Here is a 16,895-nt window from a genome sequence, read left to right on the forward strand (position 1 = left end):
GCCAGTTCGCCGAGCGGCACGTGGTCGCGCAGCCAGTACGCTGCCCACCATGCTTGTCGCCGCCGCTGTGTGCCCCTGTCCGCCCCTGCTGGTCCCCGACGTCGCCGCCGGGGCCGCGCCCGAGCTCGACGCCGCGAGGACCGCGTGCACCGACGCGCTGGGCGTGCTGGCCGCCTCCCGGCCCGATCTGCTGATCGTGATCGGCCCGGCGGACATCGCGGGCCGCGGGACCCATCCCGAGGGCGCCACCGGCTCCTTCGAGGAGTTCGGCGTCGATCTCGCGGTACGGCTCGGGCGGGACCTGGGCGCGGTGGCCGGCCGGCCGCTCCCGGCCTCGCTCGCCGTCGGCGCCTGGCTGCTGGCCCGTACCGGGTGGGCGGACGCGCCGGTCGAGGGGCTGGGCGTGGGGGAGCCGCTGGAGACCGCCCGCTGCACGGAGACCGGCCGGGCGCTGGCCGGCCGGGCGGACCGGGTGGCCCTGCTGGTGATGGGCGACGGCAGCGCCTGCCGCACCCTCAAGGCCCCGGGCTACCTGGACGAGCGCGCCGCCGCCTTCGACGCGGCGGCCTCGCGCGCGCTGGGCGCGGCGGACACCGGCGCGCTGACCGAGCTGGACGAGGCGCTCGCGTACGAGCTGAAGGCCGCGGGCCGCGCGCCCTGGCAGGTGCTCGCGGGGGCCGCGCAGGGCGCCGGTCTGGACGGCCGCCTGCTGTACGACGACGCGCCCTACGGCGTGGGCTACCTGGTCGCCGCCTGGTCCTGATCCCGCGGCGGCTCCGGCCGCACGGAATCCTCAGGGAACCCCGTAACGAACCCCGTACCGAACCCCGTACCGAAGACCGGCCGGTCCGCCGGGTCACGCAACGGCACACAGAACACAGCACACGGCACACGGCACACGGCACACGGCACACGGCACACGGCACACGACGGCCGCGGAGCGCATAGCTCCGCGGCCGTCACGGTGTCCTGCCGGACGGGGTCAGGAAGCGGGCGGGGTGGTGCCCCCGTCCTTGTTGGACAGCTTCTCCACCGCGTCCTTGGCCTTCTGGGTGCCGGACACGATCTTGTCGCTGTACTTGCCCTTGGTCTTCTCGTCCACCGTCCGCGCGGCCTTGTCGAGCCCCTGGTCGATCTTGCCCCCGTGCTGCTGCGCGAGGTCGCTGACCTTGTCCTTGGCCGGGCTCAGCTTCGCCTTCAAATTGTCCATGAAGCCCATCGGACACCTTCTCTGCTGGGGGAGTGCGTGCGTGCGCGCCTTCTCCGGACCGGGTACCCGCCGTGCTGCCGCGCAGTCACCGCCGCGATACCTGCTGTCGTGGCGGGTGGAAACCCGAACCATAAGAAAACGCCCATATGTACTCGACATTTTACTTGACGGGGTGTCCGGACGCGCCGCGGCCCCCGGCCGCCCCGTCGGCCATTCGGAGAGGGCCCCCGGGTTTGCGAGACTGTGCCGGTGAGAAGTCCTGCTCCCGCACCGCGGGTCATCGCCGTCGTCGGTCCCACCGCAGCCGGAAAGTCCGACCTGGGGGTGTTCCTCGCCCAGCAGCTCGGGGGCGAAGTGGTCAACGCCGACTCCATGCAGCTCTACCGGGGGATGGATATCGGCACCGCGAAGTTGACCCTGGCGGAACGCGCCTCCGTCCCGCACCTGCTGCTGGACATCTGGGACGTGACCGAGGCCGCCAGCGTCGCCGAGTACCAGCGCCTCGCCCGCGCCGAGATCGACCGGCTGCTCGCCGAGGGCCGCACCCCGGTCCTGGTGGGCGGCTCCGGGCTCTACGTGAAGGGCGCGATCGACGCCCTGGAGTTCCCCGGCACGGACCCCGGCATCCGGGCCGCGCTGGAGGCGGAGCTGGCGGAACGGGGCTCCGGCGCCCTGCACGACCGGCTCGTCGCGGCGGACCCGGAGGCGGGCCGCGCCATCCTGCCGAGCAACGGGCGGCGCATCGTCCGGGCCCTCGAAGTCATCGAGATCACCGGCAAGCCCTTCACGGCCAACCTCCCCGGTAACGATGCGGTCTACGACACCGTCCAGATCGGCGTCGACGTGGCCCGGCCCGAACTCGACGAGCGGATCGCCCTGCGGGTCGACCGGATGTGGGACGCGGGACTCGTCAACGAGGTGCGCGCACTGGAGGAGCGGGGGCTGCGGGACGGGCGCACCGCCTCCAGGGCACTCGGCTACCAGCAGGTGCTCGCCGCGCTGGCCGGGGAATGCACGCAGGACGAGGCGCGCGGCGAGACCGTGCGCGCCACCAAACGGTTCGCGCGCCGCCAGAACTCCTGGTTCCGCCGCGACCCGCGCGTCCACTGGCTGAGCGGCGCCGCCGAGCACCGCGGAGAACTCCCGCGCCAGGCGCTGGCGTTGATCGAACGAGCGGTCACAGCCTGATCACGTGATGGCATCGGGAAGCCCTGCCCGTCAGTTCGGCGAGCCGCGGCGTGCCATCATCGAGCATCGATCGACCAGTGGAGTCCGAGTTGGGAGGGCGCGTGGCGATGGAGGCCGGCCCTCGCGACACAGGACAAGACGCACCGGACACGCAGCACGAGGCAGGAAGCTTGAGCCCCTACGGGCCCGATGAGCTCGACCTGACCCCCGAGGTCGAGGTCGAGCTCCGCCCCACCCGCAGGCTGCGTATCTGGCAGCTCGCGCCGATCGTCACGCTCGCGGCGATGGGATCGCTGATGTTCGCCTTCCCGCTCGCCTTCGAGTTCGGTGACGGCGGCGCGGTCGTCGCCATGCTGGGACTGCTGATCAGCTGCTGCGCCGCGGGCTGGGGCATGATGGCCGCCCGTCGCGTCGGACACACCTGGCCCGGTCTGCCGTCCCGGGGCTCGGGGGAGCGCCCCGACTGGCGGGTGATCGTGCTGTACGTCGCGGTGTGCGCGGCGCTGGTCGCGCTGGCCGTGTGGCGCGTGGCCCGGCTGCGTTCCTGACAACCGGCCGGGCCCGTCCTGCCCGCCCCCGCGGACCGGTGACAGTTGCCGGTGGGGCCGAGCGGGCGGTCCCCGGCGCTGTCGGCGCCACCTCGTACAGTTGTCCCGTGACCACTTCGCAGATCGACTTCCTCAAGGGCCACGGCACCGAGAACGACTTCGTGATCCTTCCGGACCCGGACAACGCCCTCGACCTGACCGCCTCCGTCGTGGCCGGGCTCTGCGACCGCCGGGCCGGTATCGGCGGCGACGGGCTGCTGCACGTCGTACGGTCCGCCGCCCACCCCGAGGCGCGGGCCATGGCGGACGAGGCCGAGTGGTTCATGGACTACCGCAACGGGGACGGCTCGATCGCCGAGATGTGCGGCAACGGCGTACGGGTCTTCGCCCGCTACCTCCAGCGCTCCGGCTCGGTCGAGGCGGGCGATCTCGCGGTCGCCACCCGCGGCGGGGTGAAGAACGTGCACCTCGCCAAGAACGGCGACATCACCGTCTCCATGGGCCGCGCGCGGCTGCCCGCCGACGGAGTCACGGTCACCGTCGCAGGCCGCAGCTGGGCCGCCCGCAACGTGAACATGGGCAACCCGCACGCGGTCGCCTTCGTCGAGGATCTGGCGCACGCCGGCGATCTGTTCTCCGAGCCGTCCTTCGGCCCGGCCGCGGTCTACCCCGACGGGGTCAACATCGAGTTCGTCGTGGACCGGGGCCCCCGCCATGTCGCCATGCGCGTCCACGAGCGCGGCTCGGGCGAGACCCGGTCCTGTGGCACCGGCGCCTGCGCCGTGGCCGTCGCCGCGGCCCGCCGTGACGCGGCCGACCCCGCGCTGACCGGCACGCCGGTCACGTACACCGTCGACCTCCCCGGCGGCACCCTGGTGATCACCGAGCACCCGGACGGCGGGATCGAGATGACCGGACCGGCCGTGATCGTCGCGCAGGGCAAGATCGATCCGGCCTGGCTCGAAACGCTGAACGGATAGCGCTTCGCTCGAATGGGTGATCCGTTTCACGCTGGGCGAGAGCCGGACTCCGCCACGTGGTGGGGTCGGTAGCATCAAGCACCGGCCCGGAGGCGCGACCGCACCTTTCCACCGCCGGTCGACGTCGCCGGAGGTGCCCCATGAGCGCAGAGGCCACCAACCCAGGTGCTCCCATCCGCAGGCGGGGCCGTCCCCGGATCGACCTCCGCAGACTGGGCCGTGTCGCCCTGCTCGGCCCGGTCTCCCGGGACCGGCTGCCGGACGCCATCGGTCATGTGGCGGAGGCGCACCGGGCCCACCATCCCGACGCCGACCTCACCGTGCTGCGCCGGGCGTACGTCCTGGCGGAGACCTCGCACCGCGGGCAGATGCGCAAGAGCGGCGAGCCGTACATCACCCACCCGCTGGCGGTCACCCTGATCCTCGCGGAACTCGGCGCCGAGACCACGACGCTGACGGCGTCCCTGCTCCATGACACGGTCGAGGACACCGAGGTGACCCTCGACCAGGTGGGGGAGCAGTTCGGTGACGAGGTCCGTTATCTGGTCGACGGCGTCACCAAACTGGAGAAGGTCGACTACGGCGCGGCGGCCGAGCCCGAGACCTTCCGAAAGATGCTGGTGGCCACCGGGGACGACGTCCGGGTGATGTCGATCAAGCTCGCCGACCGGCTGCACAACATGCGCACGCTCGGCGTGATGCGCCCCGAGAAACAGGCCCGGATCGCCAAGGTCACCCGCGACGTGCTGATCCCGCTCGCGGAACGGCTCGGCGTGCAGGCGCTCAAGACCGAGCTGGAGGACCTCGTCTTCGCGATCCTCCACCCCGAGGAGTACGCACGCACCCACGCCGTGATCTCGGCCGCCACCGGCGGGGCGGACCCGCTGACCGCCATCGCGGAGAACGTCGCCTCGGTACTGCGGGAGGCCGGTATCCCCGCCGAAGTCCTCGTCAGGCCGCGCCACTTCGTCTCCGTGCACCGGGTCAGCGTCAAACGCGGTGAGCTGCGCGGCACCGACTTCGGACGGCTGCTGGTGCTCGTCGGGGAGGATGCCGACTGCTATGCCGTCCTCGGCGAGCTGCACACGTGCTTCACCCCGGTGATCTCCGAGTTCAAGGACTTCATCGCGGCCCCCAAGTTCAACCTGTACCAGTCGCTGCACACCGCCGTGGTGGGCCCGGAGGGCGAGGTCGCGGAAGTCCTCATCCGTACCCACCGGATGCACAAGGTGGCCGAGGCGGGTGTCATCGCCCTCGGCAATCCGTACGCCGCTGACAGCGGCGCGCAGAGCGCGGAGCCGGCCGACGGAGAACGGGCCGACCCGACCCGCCCCGGCTGGCTGTCCCGGCTCCTCGAGTGGCAGCAGTCCGCCACCGACCCCGACACCTTCTGGACCACGCTCCGCGCCGACCTCGCCCAGGACCGCGAGATCACCGTCTTCCGCACCGACGGCGGCACGCTCGGCCTGCCCGCGGGCGCCAGCTGCGTGGACGCCGCCTACGCGCAGTACGGGGACGCCGCGCACAGCTGCATCGGCGCCCGGGTGAACGGCAGGCTGGCCACGCTCGGCACCGCGCTGGTCGACGGCGACACCGTGCAGCTGCTCCTGGCGGAGGACGCCGCCTCCGGCCCTTCGCCCGGCTGGCTGGACCATGCCAGAACACCCACCGCCCGGATCGCGATCACCGGCTGGCTCGACGCCCATCCGCAGGACGCGGACACCGTGCCCGGCAACGCGGCCTCGGACCCCAGGCCCGGACCGCAGCCCGCGCCGCCGGAGACCGAGGGCACCGGCGGCCGCGCCGCGAGGGCCCTGGTCGACCGGCCGGACGCCACCGTACGGTTGGCCGGCTGCTGCACCCCCGTACCGCCCGACGACGTCACCGGTTTCACCGTGCGCGGCGGCGCCGTGGCCGTCCACCGGCTGGCCTGTCCGGCGGCGGCCCGCATGGAGGCCGTCGGCCGGGTACCGGTGGCGGTGAGCTGGGGCGACGCCTCCGAATGCCGGGTGACGCTGGTCGCGGAGTCCTTCGGACGGCCCCGGCTGCTGGCCGACCTCACCGAGGCGATCGCCGGGGCGGACGCGGCGATCGTCTCCGCCACCGTCGAACCGCCCAGCGAACAACGGGTGCGGCATACCTACACCCTGGAACTCCCCGACGCCGCCGCGCTGCCCTCGCTGATGCGCGCGATGCGCGACGTACCGGGGGTGTACGACGTAAGCCGCGCCCAGCACCCGGCCGCCGTTCTCTGACCGGGAGGGACTTTCGAGAACCGCCCCGGTACCGGCAACATCCGCCACCGCGGATCTCGTTCGGGTGGCGTGGCGCGCGCCGTCCCGCGGCGGGCGGGCAGCGCTGGTAGCCGTAGTCCATGCCGTTCCTCTCCCGCCGCCTGCGGGCCGCTCTGCTGGCCACCGCATCCGCCACTCTCGTCGCCGCCACCCTGCCCGCACCGGTGCCGCTCGGCATCGGTGACCCGCTCTTCCCACACCTCGGCAACCCCGGATACGACGTACTCGCCTACGACATCGGCCTCGACTACCCGGGCAGCAACAGCGAGCCGCTCGAAGCCGTCACCACGATCGACGCGCGCACGACCGGGCCGCTGGACCGGATCAACCTCGACTTCACCCGGGGCACCGTGCACTCCGTCTCCGTCAACGGCCTGCGCGCCGACTTCGCCGTCGAGGACGAGGACCTGATCGTCGAACCGCCCGGCCGCCTCCCGGCCGGTGTGCCGGTGCGGATCACCGTCCGGCACACCAGCGATCCCCGGGGCGAGCGGAACAACGGCGGCTGGGTGCGGACGGCCGACGGGCTCGCCATGGCCAACCAGGCCGACGCCGGGCACCGGGTCTTCCCCAGCAACGACCACCCCTCCGACAAGGCCTACTTCACCTTCAGGATCACCGCCCCCGACGACCGGACGGTGGTGGCCAACGGGGTGCGCACCGGACGCACCCGGCACGGCGACCGCACCACCTGGACCTACCGCACCGAACACCCGATGGCCACCGAACTCGCCCAGGTCAGCATCGGGAAGTCCGCCGTCGTGCTGCGGACCGGACCGCACCGGCTGCCGGTCCGCGACGTCGTGCCGGCCGCCGACCGGAAGCGGCTCGAACCGTGGCTGAGGAAGACCCCGGGCCAGCTGGAATGGATGGAGAAGCAGGTCGGGCGCTACCCCTTCGAGAACTACGGCGTGCTGATCGTGGACACGGACACCGGCTTCGAGCTGGAGACCCAGACGCTGTCGCTCTTCGAACGCCGGCTGTTCACAGAGCCCGGCTTCCCCGAGTGGTACGTGGACTCGGTCATGGTCCATGAGATGGCCCACCAGTGGTTCGGTGACAGCGTCTCGCCGCGGTCCTGGTCCGATCTCTGGCTCAACGAGGGACACGCCACCTGGTACGAGGCGCGCTATGCGGAGGAGCACGGCGGCAGGACGCTCGAACGCCGGATGCGCGACGCCTACACCTACTCGGACAGCTGGCGCGCCGACGGCGGCCCGCCCGCGCGCCCGGACGCACCGGCCCCGGGCAAGAAGATCAGCCTGTTCCGGCCGGTGGTCTACGACGGCAGCGCGCTGGTCCTGTACGCGCTCCGCCAGGAGATCGGCCACAGCGCCTTCGACCGGCTGGAGCGGCTCTGGGTCCGCAAGCACCGCGACGCGAACGCCGCCACGGCGGACTTCATCCGGCTGGCGTCCCAGGTCGCCGGACGCGACCTGAGCACGTTCTTCGACGGCTGGCTGTACGGGAAGACCACGCCGCCGATGCCCGGCCATCCGGACTGGCACGGCGCCGCACCGGCGGACGGCGGGAAACCCGCGTGACGGGCCGGGTGCTCCGTGCGACTATCGACGGGTCGCCACGGCGGCCGGACCGGAGCGCTCCCCGTACGGGAATCATCCGGGTAGGTGACGCGTTGTGACTGTTGCAGACCACTCATATCGACGTAAGGATCCAATGACCTCCTCTTCTTCCCTTCCCCAGGACGCGCAGGACGCGCAGAGCGCCACGGAGAACGCCACCGAGAGCCTCAACGAGCCCCTTCGGGCCGACGCCCTGATGGAAGAGGACGTCGCCTGGAGCCACGAGATCGACGGAGAGCGCGACGGCGAACAGCTCGACCGCTCCGAGCGCGCCGCACTGCGACGCGTGGCGGGACTCTCCACCGAGCTCGAGGACGTCACCGAGGTCGAATACCGGCAGCTGCGCCTGGAGCGCGTGGTGCTGGTGGGCGTCTGGACCTCGGGCACCGTGCACGACGCGGAGATTTCGCTCGCCGAGCTGGCGGCCCTCGCGGAGACGGCCGGAGCCCAGGTGCTCGACGCCGTCTTCCAGCGCCGTGACAAGCCCGACGCCGCCACCTACATCGGTTCGGGCAAGGCCCTGGAGCTGCGTGACATCGTCCTCGAATCCGGGGCCGACACCGTCGTCTGCGACGGTGAGCTCAGCCCCGGGCAGCTGATCCACCTGGAGGATGTTGTCAAGGTCAAGGTGGTCGACCGGACCGCCCTGATCCTCGACATCTTCGCCCAGCACGCCAAGTCCCGTGAGGGCAAGGCGCAGGTCTCACTGGCACAGATGCAGTACATGCTGCCGCGACTGCGCGGCTGGGGTCAGTCACTGTCCCGTCAGATGGGCGGCGGCGGTTCCAGCGGCGGTGGCGGTATGGCCACCCGTGGTCCCGGTGAGACCAAGATCGAGACGGACCGGCGCCGGATCCGCGAGAAGATGGCGAAGATGCGCCGGGAGATCGCGGAGATGAAGACCGGCCGCGAGATCAAGCGCCAGGAGCGCAAGCGCAACAAGGTGCCTTCGGTCGCGATCGCGGGATACACGAACGCCGGCAAGTCCTCCCTCCTCAACCGGCTGACCGGTGCGGGCGTACTGGTGGAGAACTCGCTGTTCGCCACCCTCGACCCGACCGTGCGCCGGGCCGAGACACCGAGCGGCCGGATCTACACCCTGGCCGACACCGTCGGGTTCGTACGGCATCTGCCGCACCACCTCGTCGAGGCGTTCCGCTCCACCATGGAGGAGGTCGGTGAATCCGACCTGATCCTGCATGTGGTGGACGGCTCGCACCCGGTGCCGGAGGAGCAACTGGCCGCCGTTCGCGAGGTGATCCGTGAGGTGGGCGCGGTGGACGTGCCCGAGATCGTGGTGATCAACAAGGCGGACGCCGCGGATCCGCTGGTGCTCCAGCGGCTGCTGCGCATCGAGAAGCACGCCATCGCGGTATCGGCCCGGACCGGCGCCGGTATGGACGAGCTGCTCGCGCTCATCGACGCCGAACTGCCGCGGCCCTCGGTCGAGATCGAGGCGCTCGTGCCGTACACCCAGGGCGGGCTGGTCTCCCGGGTGCACGCCGAGGGCGAGGTGATCTCCGAGGAGCACCTGGCGGAGGGCACCCTGCTCAAGGCGCTGGTGCACGAGGAACTCGCTGCGGAGCTCTCCACGTTCGTGGCCGTGGCGCACTGACCGCGCGACGGCACTGACAGCGACGGCTCTGACCGCCGCGCAGTATCGCAACAGGCCGACGGCCCGCCCCCGTAAAGGGAGCGGGCCCTCGGCCTGTTGCCGTGTGCGGTCGCCGGACTTTCGCCTTGTGCGGGTTGCCCGGCTTTCGCCGTGTGCCGTCACTGACCGCCGAACTTGTCGCTCATCATCGTGAAGATCTGCTCGGCGCCCTGGCCCAGGTGTGGTCCGGCCAGCCAGCCCGAGGTCACCGGGCCGATGGAGGTGTTGGAGACCAGTGCCAGCTTGCCGTCGTCGCCCTCGCTGAACCAGCCGCCGCCGGAGGAACCGCCGGTCATGGTGCAGCCGATGCGGTACATCGTGGGCGTGGCGGGGCTGATGGAGAGCCGGCCGGGGCGGTCGACGCACTTGTGCATGATCAGGCCGTCGTACGGCGGGGCGGCCGGGTAGCCCCAGGCGCCCATCGCGCTGATCTGCTTGGCCTCGGGGGCGTCGAAGTTGACCGCGAGGGCGTTGCCCACGGTCTCCTCCAGGGACTTGGTGCCCTTCTCCGGCTTCACATGCAGCACCGCGTAGTCGTACGGCGCGCCCTCGCCACCGGTGGGTCCGCCGTCGGCCAGCCACTCGCCCGAGGTGGTGGCCCAGTCGGCCCAGTAGGCGCCGTACGGGGCGATCTCCTGCGGCTGCGCGTTCTGCAGCGCGGCGGCGTCCTTGCCCTGGTCGTTGTATGCGGGGACGAAGACGATGTTGCGGTACCAGCCGCCCTTGGAACCGGCGTGGACGCAGTGGCCGGCGGTCCACACCAGGTTGGACCTGCCCGGGTTCTTGGGGTCTTTCACGACCGTGCCCGAGCAGACCATGTGGCCCTCGGGGGAGTCGAAGAACACCTTGCCGACCGGGGCCGCGTAGTCGTGGTACGGCGTCTTCTCGCGCTCGGCCGTGACCGGCTTCGGCTCGGGGTCGCTGACGCCCTGGTCGCCGGAGAGGTCGCCGGCGGACATGGTCTTGGCCGGGTCCTTGGCGGACTTCATCCGATCGGGCTTCCACAGCCCGTCGATGACCGGGTTCACGAAGTCCTTGGCCTCACGCAGCCATTTGTCCTTGTCCCAGTTCTTCCACTCGCCGTTCTTCCACTTCTCCGGGTCGACACCGTGCTTCTTCAGCGTGTCGGCCAGACCGGCGGACAGGCCGCCGTCGCCGGCACTGGCGGACTCGGTGGCGGCGGGCTTGTCGGCCGCCTGGTCCTCGCTCGGACCGCAGGCCGTGGCGGTCAGCGCCAGTGCGGCGACGAGACCGGTGGCCGCGAGCAGCGGACGTATGGGTCGCATGGAAGAGATTCCCCCTGAAATCTAAGAAATGGCATGAGCGCGCAATATGGCATGAGCGTGTCATGCGAGACGCCGGCCGGACCGGCTGTCGGAGACGATGCGGGCCACCCTATGACGGCCCGAACCGAGGTTCTGCCACCGCCCGGCGCCCGGCGCCCGGATGACGACGAGGCGCCACGGGGCGGAGCGGGGCAGGGTGTGGCTGGGTGCTGGGTGCTGGGTGCTGGGTGCTGGGTGCTGGGTGCCGGATGCCGGGGCCGCGCGGACCGGTGGTCTCCGGCCTTGGCGGACGGTGTTTCCCGCCGGGCCGGAGACCACTGACCGGCCGTCACCCGCGCCTGTGCGGGTGACGGCCCGTCCCTACTGTCCCGGGTACTTCACTGTCCCGCGTACTTCTTGCTGACCGAGTCGTAGACGCCCTTGGCTTCCTTGCCGAGACGCGGCCCCGCCAGCCAGCCGGCCGTCACCGGGCCGATGGAGGTGTTCGAGACCAGTGCGGGCTTGCCGTCCTGGCCCGCCGCGACCCAGCCGCCGCCGGAGGAACCGCCGGTCATGGAGCAGCCGATGCGGTACATCGTCGGGTCGTCCTTGGTCAGCGAGAGCCGGCCCGGCTTGTCCTTGCACTGGAACAGCTCCTGGCCGTCGTACGGCGGAGCGGCCGGGTAGCCGGTAGCCGTCATATCGGCGATCTTCGGTACGGCCGGGGCGTTGAAGTCGACCGGCAGCGCCGAACCGACCGTCTCCTCGAGGGACTTTCCGTCCGAGCCCTTCTCCGGCGTCACGTGCAGCACCGCGAAGTCGTACGGAGCGCCCAGCCCGCCGACCGAGGCTCCCTGGTCGATCCACTGCTCGGAGGTCTGCGCCCACGCGCCCCACCACACGCCGTACGGGGCGACCTTCTCCTTGGGCGGGTTGTTCTGGAGTTCAGCGGTGGACAGACCGCTGTCGTTGTACGACGGCACGAAGGCGATGTTGCGGTACCAGCCGCCCTTCTTGCCCGCGTGGACGCAGTGGCCCGCGGTCCACACCATGTTGGACTTGCCGGGGTGCGCAGGGTCCTTCACCACGGTCGCCGAACAGACCATGGAGCCCTCGGGGGAGTCGAAGAACAGCTTCCCGGACTCGGCGGCGTTGGCGTGGAGCGGCGTCTTCACGCCCACGGCCCGGACCGGCGCCGGGGTCGGGTCGGTCACCCCCTCGTCACCCGAGATGTCGTTGTCGACGGGCTTCTCGGGCGTCTTGTCGGCGTCCCGCATCCGGTCCGGGTCCCAGAGCCCCGCGATGATCGGATTGATGAAGTCCTTGGCCTCACGCAGCCACTTGTCCCTGTCCCAGTTCTTCCAGTCGCCGTTCTTCCACTGGCTGAGGTCGATCCCGTGCTCCTTGAGCCGGTCCTTCAGATCGTCCGGAACGGTGATCTTGTTGTCCGACGTCTGGCCTGCGGAGCTGGCGCTCGGCTCGGCATTCGCACTGTCGTCGTCCGGCCCGCAGGCGGTCGCGGTGAGAGCGAGGACGGCGGCGACCGCCGCGGTGGCGAACACGGGAGAGGGGCGACGGGCGCTCCCCCCGCGGCGTGCGGTGGCTGCTGGTCGAATGAGTCGCATCTGGTGATCCCCCTGGGACTTCGTAACTCAACGCTTCTGTACTGCACTTCTGTACGGCGCACCGCACTTCCTCACAGCACCCCGGCCCCGTCCCGGACGGTGATCCGGGACTGCTCCGGTGGTGCCGCGGTCCCCGGGGAACTGTCCCCGGGGCTCGGTGCGGCCCCCCACTATGCCGGTGCCGGAGTTGACGGTGTACGGCAGGGGCCTGGTTCCGCCCCGTAAGGATCTTCGGATTTACCCGTGATCCTCCGCGTCCGGCGTCGTTGGTACGTACGGGGGACACAGGGACAGAGTTCACCCCCGCAGCCCGTCCCTGCGCAATCGTGCTGACGTGCAACGCAACTGTTACAGCGGGAGGATCAAGAGCCGTGGCCGTGACCGAACCAGCTCCGGCGGCACCGCCCGCGACGTACGAGGGAATCCTGCGGCGCCAGGCGATGCGCGAGTCGGCCGCTCGCACCTACGCCCGGTCGCTGCCGATCGTCCCGGTACGCGCCCGTGGACTGACCATTGAGGGCGCTGACGGCCGGCGCTATCTCGACTGCCTTTCCGGCGCGGGGACTTTGGCCCTCGGTCACAACCACCCGGTCGTACTGGAAGCGATCAAAAAGGTCCTCGACTCGGGTGCGCCCCTGCACGTCCTCGACCTGGCCACCCCGGTCAAGGACGCCTTCACCACAGAGCTGTTCGCTACGCTGCCGCGTGAGTTCGCGGACAACGCGCGGATCCAGTTCTGCGGACCGGCCGGAACGGACGCCGTCGAGGCGGCGTTCAAACTCGTCCGCGCCGCCACCGGGCGGAGCGGGCTGCTCGCCTTCACCGGCGCCTATCACGGTATGACGGCCGGCGCCCTCGCGGCATCCGGGGGCGCCGAGGACGTACGGGTGACCCGCCTCCCGTTCCCGCAGGAATACCGCTGCCCCTTCGGAGTCGGCGGCGAACGCGGCGCGTCGATTGCCGCGCGGTGGACCGAGACCCTGCTGGACGACCCCAAGAGCGGAACACCCGCGCCCGGCGGAATGATTCTGGAGCCGGTGCAGGGCGAGGGCGGAGTCAACCCCGCCCCGGACAGCTGGCTGCGGCGAATGCGGGACATCACCGCGTCCCGGTCCATCCCGCTGATCGCTGACGAGGTCCAGACCGGCGTCGGCCGTACCGGTACCTTCTGGGCCGTCGAGCACAGCGGGGTCATTCCCGATGTGATGGTGCTCTCCAAGGCCATCGGCGGCTCCCTTCCGCTCGCTGTCATCGTCTACCGCTCAGAACTGGACACCTGGCAGCCCGGTGCACACGCCGGCACCTTCCGCGGCAACCAGCTCGCCATGGCGGCGGGCACCGCCACCCTCGCCTACGTCCGGGAGAACCGGCTGGCCGAGCGCGCCGGGACCCTCGGCGCCCGGATGCTGGCGAGCCTGCGGGCGCTCGCCGTGGACCACCCGTGCATCGGTGACGTCCGCGGCCGGGGCCTGATGATCGGCGTGGAGCTCGTCGACCCGGAGGCGGCTCCGGTGGACGGAGGGGGCGCGGCCCCGCCCGACCCCGCCCTCGCCGTCGCCGTGCAGCAGGAGTGCCTGCGCCGAGGTCTCATCGTCGAACTCGGCGGCCGTCATTCCACGGTCGTACGTCTGCTCCCTCCCCTCACGCTCACCGACGAACAGGCAACCGCGGTCCTCGACCGCCTCGCCGATGCCATGGCAGCCGCGGAGCACTCACCGCACCGACGGACCGCGACCGGGTCGATCCGCTGACTCCGGCCACCATCACAGGAAAGACCGCCGTGAACCCCACCCCCGCGCCCGAGGCCGACGGCCCTCCCTCCACCCACCACCGAGGAGAGGCCGGAACATCCGGTCACCTCGCCGTCGAGCCGCCGACCGTGCCGCGCCAGAAAGAGATGCCGCACGGTCACTGGCACGCCGCCAGGACGACACCCGCCTTCCCGGCACCGGCCGCCGACCCCCTGGACCACCCGGACCCGCTCCGGGCCGCGGACGCCGCCGGCATCGAGAACCTGCTGCGCTGCTGGGTCCGCGAATGCGACCTGCCCCGCCCGGAGGGGGAGACCCTGCGCATCCCGCTGCCCGCGAGTGGCACCGCCCTCCTCGTCCCCGTCCGCCACTGGTCCGCCACGGGCTGGCACCGCTTCGGCGTACCCGTCCTGGCACAGGCACCCGACGGAGCGCCCACCGCGGACGCCGTCACCGTCGCCGCACTCCTCGGCCGCGAGGCCGACCACAACGAGGGCGCGGACATGGTGGGCAGGGTCGCCGACTCGGTGCGGCGAACCGCCGTGTTCATCGACGGACAACGCCGCCGTCCGACCGCACCCGCCGAGGCCGACCTCTTCCTCAGCGCCGAGCAGTCCCTGCTCCTCGGACATCCGCTCCACCCGTCTCCCAAGAGCCGCGAAGGCCTCTCCGACTCCGAATCCCGCCTCTACTCACCCGAGTTGCACGGCTCCTTCCCCCTCCACTGGATGGCTGTCGACCGGTCCGTACTGGCAGCCGACTCCGCATGGACCGACCAGGGCCGTCCGGTGCCGGCGACCGAACTCGTGGCCCGGCACGCCCAGGGCCTGCCGTTCCCCGAACACACCGCACCGATCCCACTCCACCCCTGGCAGGCCCGGGAACTGGCGAACCGTCCCGAGGTCGCCGCCCTCCTCGACGCCGGACTCGTGCACGACCTGGGCCCGTACGGCGCCCGCTGGCATCCCACCTCTTCGGTGCGCACCGTCCACCGGCCCGGCGTCGACACCATGCTGAAGCTCTCCCTCGGCCTGCGTATCACCAACTCCCGCCGTGAGAACCTCCGTAAGGAACTCCACCGGGGGGTGGAGGTCCACCGTCTGCTGCGCAGCGGGCTCGCCACGCAGCTGCACCTGGCCCATCCAGGCTTCGACATCGTCCGGGACCCCGCATGGCTCGCGGTCGACACCCCGGACGGCGAGCCCGTACACGGCTTCGACGTCATGCTGCGCCACAACCCCTTCGACCGGCACGACGACGCGGTCTGCATCGCCGGGCTCACCGCGCCGCGCCCCTGGCCGGAGCGGGCAGGCATGCACTCACGCCTCGCTGACATCGTCCGCCGACTGGCCGCTGCCACCGGACGGACCACGACCGCCGTCGCCGCCGAGTGGTTCCTGCGCTACCTCGACCGGGTTGTCCGGCCTGTGCTCTGGCTCGACGGGCACGCAGGGGTCGCACTCGAAGCGCACCAGCAGAACACCCTGGTGCTGCTCGACGCCGAAGGCTGGCCGGTCGGTGGCCGCTACCGCGACAATCAGGGCTACTACTTCCGTGAGTCACACCGCGCGGCACTTGAGCGCAGGCTTCCCGGCATCGGATCGGTCAGCGACACCTTCGTCTCCGACCCCGTCACCGACGAACGCTTCGCGTACTACCTCGGTATCAACAACGTGTTCGGACTGATCGGAGCGTTCGGTGCCCAGCAGCTCGCTGACGAACAGATGCTCCTCGCCGCCTTCCGCCGGTTCCTCGGAGCGGCGAGCGCGCTGGGCTCCCCGCTCCCCGCACACCTGCTGGAAACCCCGCGCCTGCGCTGCAAGGCCAACATGCTGACCCGGCTGCACGGCCTCGATGAACTCGTGGGTCCCGTCGACACCCAGTCCGTCTACGTCACCATCACCAACCCCCTCTGCGGCTGAAGGAATCCCGCTGGGTGCCCGAAGGAACCTCGTCGTCCGAATTGCTGAGAGAGGAGAGCACCACCGTGCCTCCCACCGACGCGCACGCCGACCCCGTAACCGGCCCCGCCCCCAGGGCCGGAACGGGCGCCGAGGACACACTGGATCCACCGGGCACCCAGGAACTCCTCGCGGTCCCGGCCGAGGAGATACCCGGCGCACCCAGCACGCCCAGTACGCCCAGTAGGCCCAGCCCGTCCGATGTATTCGGCGCACCCGGTGCGCCTGTCACCGAGAACGCCGCGGGTATCTCCGAGCTGCTCGACCGGCCGGCCGCGTGGCAGCCCGCCGCCACGCCGGCCGGAGTGTTCCAGCTCGTCCCCGTACGGCTGGGGCGCGACCTCGCGGTGATCAGCCGCTGGATGAACGACCCCGCCGTCGCGGCCTTCTGGGAACTCGCCGGGGCCGAAACCGTCACAGCGGAACATCTGAGGTCCCAACTCGACGGCGACGGACGCAGCCTCCCCTGTCTGGGAGTGCTGTCAGGCACTCCCATGAGCTATTGGGAGATCTACCGCGCCGACCTGGACCCGTTGGCCCGCCACTACTCCGCCCGCTCGCATGACACCGGAATCCACCTCCTCATCGGTGAGATCAACAACCGCGGCCGTGGAGTCGGAGCCATGCTGCTCCGGGCCGCCTCCGACCTCGTACTCGACAACCGTCCCCTGTGTACCCGGGTCCTCGCCGAACCCGACCTTCGTAACACCCCTTCCGTCGCCGCCTTCCTCAGCGCCGGATTCCGCTTCTCCGCGGAGGTCGAACTCCCGGACAAGCGGGCCGCGCTGATGATCCGCGACCGTGTCCACCGTGCCCAGCTGTGAACCAACCGCTGC

13 protein-coding genes are annotated in these 16,895 nt (G+C 71.2%); 10 read left to right on the forward strand and 3 right to left on the reverse strand.

Features of this window, described 5'->3' with window-relative positions:
- Nucleotides 1-49 precede the first annotated feature (49 nt).
- The gene (locus OG892_RS30315) at nucleotides 50-763 is read left to right on the forward strand and encodes a class III extradiol dioxygenase subunit B-like domain-containing protein (protein WP_371630751.1); all 714 of its coding nucleotides are present in this window, start codon (nucleotides 50-52) and stop codon (nucleotides 761-763) included.
- A gap of 219 nt (nucleotides 764-982) precedes the next feature.
- On the opposite strand, the gene OG892_RS30320 is transcribed toward OG892_RS30315, so the two are convergent.
- The gene (locus OG892_RS30320) at nucleotides 983-1,219 is read right to left on the reverse strand and encodes an antitoxin (RefSeq protein ID WP_073737729.1); all 237 of its coding nucleotides are present in this window, start codon (nucleotides 1,217-1,219) and stop codon (nucleotides 983-985) included.
- Between the two features lie 240 nt (nucleotides 1,220-1,459).
- On the opposite strand from OG892_RS30320, the gene miaA reads away from it, so the two are divergent.
- The 6 genes from miaA to hflX all read left to right on the forward strand — a co-directional run bounded on the left by miaA (nucleotide 1,460) and on the right by hflX (nucleotide 9,418).
- Nucleotides 1,460-2,398, forward strand: a complete 939-nt coding sequence (gene miaA, locus OG892_RS30325) for a tRNA (adenosine(37)-N6)-dimethylallyltransferase MiaA (RefSeq protein WP_371630752.1) — start codon at nucleotides 1,460-1,462, stop codon at nucleotides 2,396-2,398.
- A 107-nt stretch (nucleotides 2,399-2,505) separates the two neighbouring features.
- Entirely contained in the window at nucleotides 2,506-2,946 is a 441-nt protein-coding gene (locus OG892_RS30330; protein ID WP_371631719.1) for a hypothetical protein, read from the forward strand.
- 107 nt (nucleotides 2,947-3,053) lie between these two features.
- Nucleotides 3,054-3,926, forward strand: coding sequence for a diaminopimelate epimerase (gene dapF / locus OG892_RS30335; protein ID WP_371630753.1), 873 nt, complete (start codon nucleotides 3,054-3,056; stop codon nucleotides 3,924-3,926).
- Between the two features lie 140 nt (nucleotides 3,927-4,066).
- Nucleotides 4,067-6,181, forward strand: a complete 2,115-nt coding sequence (locus OG892_RS30340; RefSeq protein WP_073737726.1) for a bifunctional (p)ppGpp synthetase/guanosine-3',5'-bis(diphosphate) 3'-pyrophosphohydrolase — start codon at nucleotides 4,067-4,069, stop codon at nucleotides 6,179-6,181.
- Between the two features lie 119 nt (nucleotides 6,182-6,300).
- On the forward strand, nucleotides 6,301-7,764 hold the full coding sequence (locus OG892_RS30345) for a M1 family metallopeptidase (protein ID WP_371630754.1): 1,464 nt from the start codon (nucleotides 6,301-6,303) through the stop codon (nucleotides 7,762-7,764).
- A gap of 133 nt (nucleotides 7,765-7,897) precedes the next feature.
- Entirely contained in the window at nucleotides 7,898-9,418 is a 1,521-nt protein-coding gene (gene hflX / locus OG892_RS30350) for a GTPase HflX (protein ID WP_073737724.1), read from the forward strand.
- A 158-nt stretch (nucleotides 9,419-9,576) separates the two neighbouring features.
- Here the strand turns inward: hflX and OG892_RS30355 are convergent, their stop codons facing one another.
- Nucleotides 9,577-10,743, reverse strand: coding sequence for a serine protease (locus OG892_RS30355; protein WP_371630755.1), 1,167 nt, complete (start codon nucleotides 10,741-10,743; stop codon nucleotides 9,577-9,579).
- A 377-nt stretch (nucleotides 10,744-11,120) separates the two neighbouring features.
- A complete protein-coding gene (locus OG892_RS30360; protein ID WP_073737722.1) occupies nucleotides 11,121-12,284 on the reverse strand; it encodes a serine protease in 1,164 nt (387 codons plus the stop codon).
- A 434-nt stretch (nucleotides 12,285-12,718) separates the two neighbouring features.
- Here OG892_RS30360 and OG892_RS30365 point away from each other — a divergent pair, with 434 nt between their 5' ends.
- The 3 genes from OG892_RS30365 (at nucleotide 12,719) to OG892_RS30375 (ending at nucleotide 16,883) form a co-directional block, all read left to right on the forward strand.
- The gene (locus tag OG892_RS30365; RefSeq protein WP_328865212.1) at nucleotides 12,719-14,098 is read left to right on the forward strand and encodes a diaminobutyrate--2-oxoglutarate transaminase family protein; all 1,380 of its coding nucleotides are present in this window, start codon (nucleotides 12,719-12,721) and stop codon (nucleotides 14,096-14,098) included.
- A 29-nt stretch (nucleotides 14,099-14,127) separates the two neighbouring features.
- On the forward strand, nucleotides 14,128-16,020 hold the full coding sequence (locus OG892_RS30370) for an IucA/IucC family siderophore biosynthesis protein (protein WP_073737720.1): 1,893 nt from the start codon (nucleotides 14,128-14,130) through the stop codon (nucleotides 16,018-16,020).
- Between the two features lie 65 nt (nucleotides 16,021-16,085).
- Nucleotides 16,086-16,883: a GNAT family N-acetyltransferase gene (locus OG892_RS30375; protein ID WP_371630756.1), complete on the forward strand. Its 798-nt coding sequence runs from the start codon at nucleotides 16,086-16,088 to the stop codon at nucleotides 16,881-16,883.
- Nucleotides 16,884-16,895: the final 12 nt, after the last annotated feature.

Origin of the sequence: Streptomyces sp. NBC_00341 (assembly GCF_041435055.1) — a bacterium.
Lineage (GTDB): Bacteria > Actinomycetota > Actinomycetes > Streptomycetales > Streptomycetaceae > Streptomyces.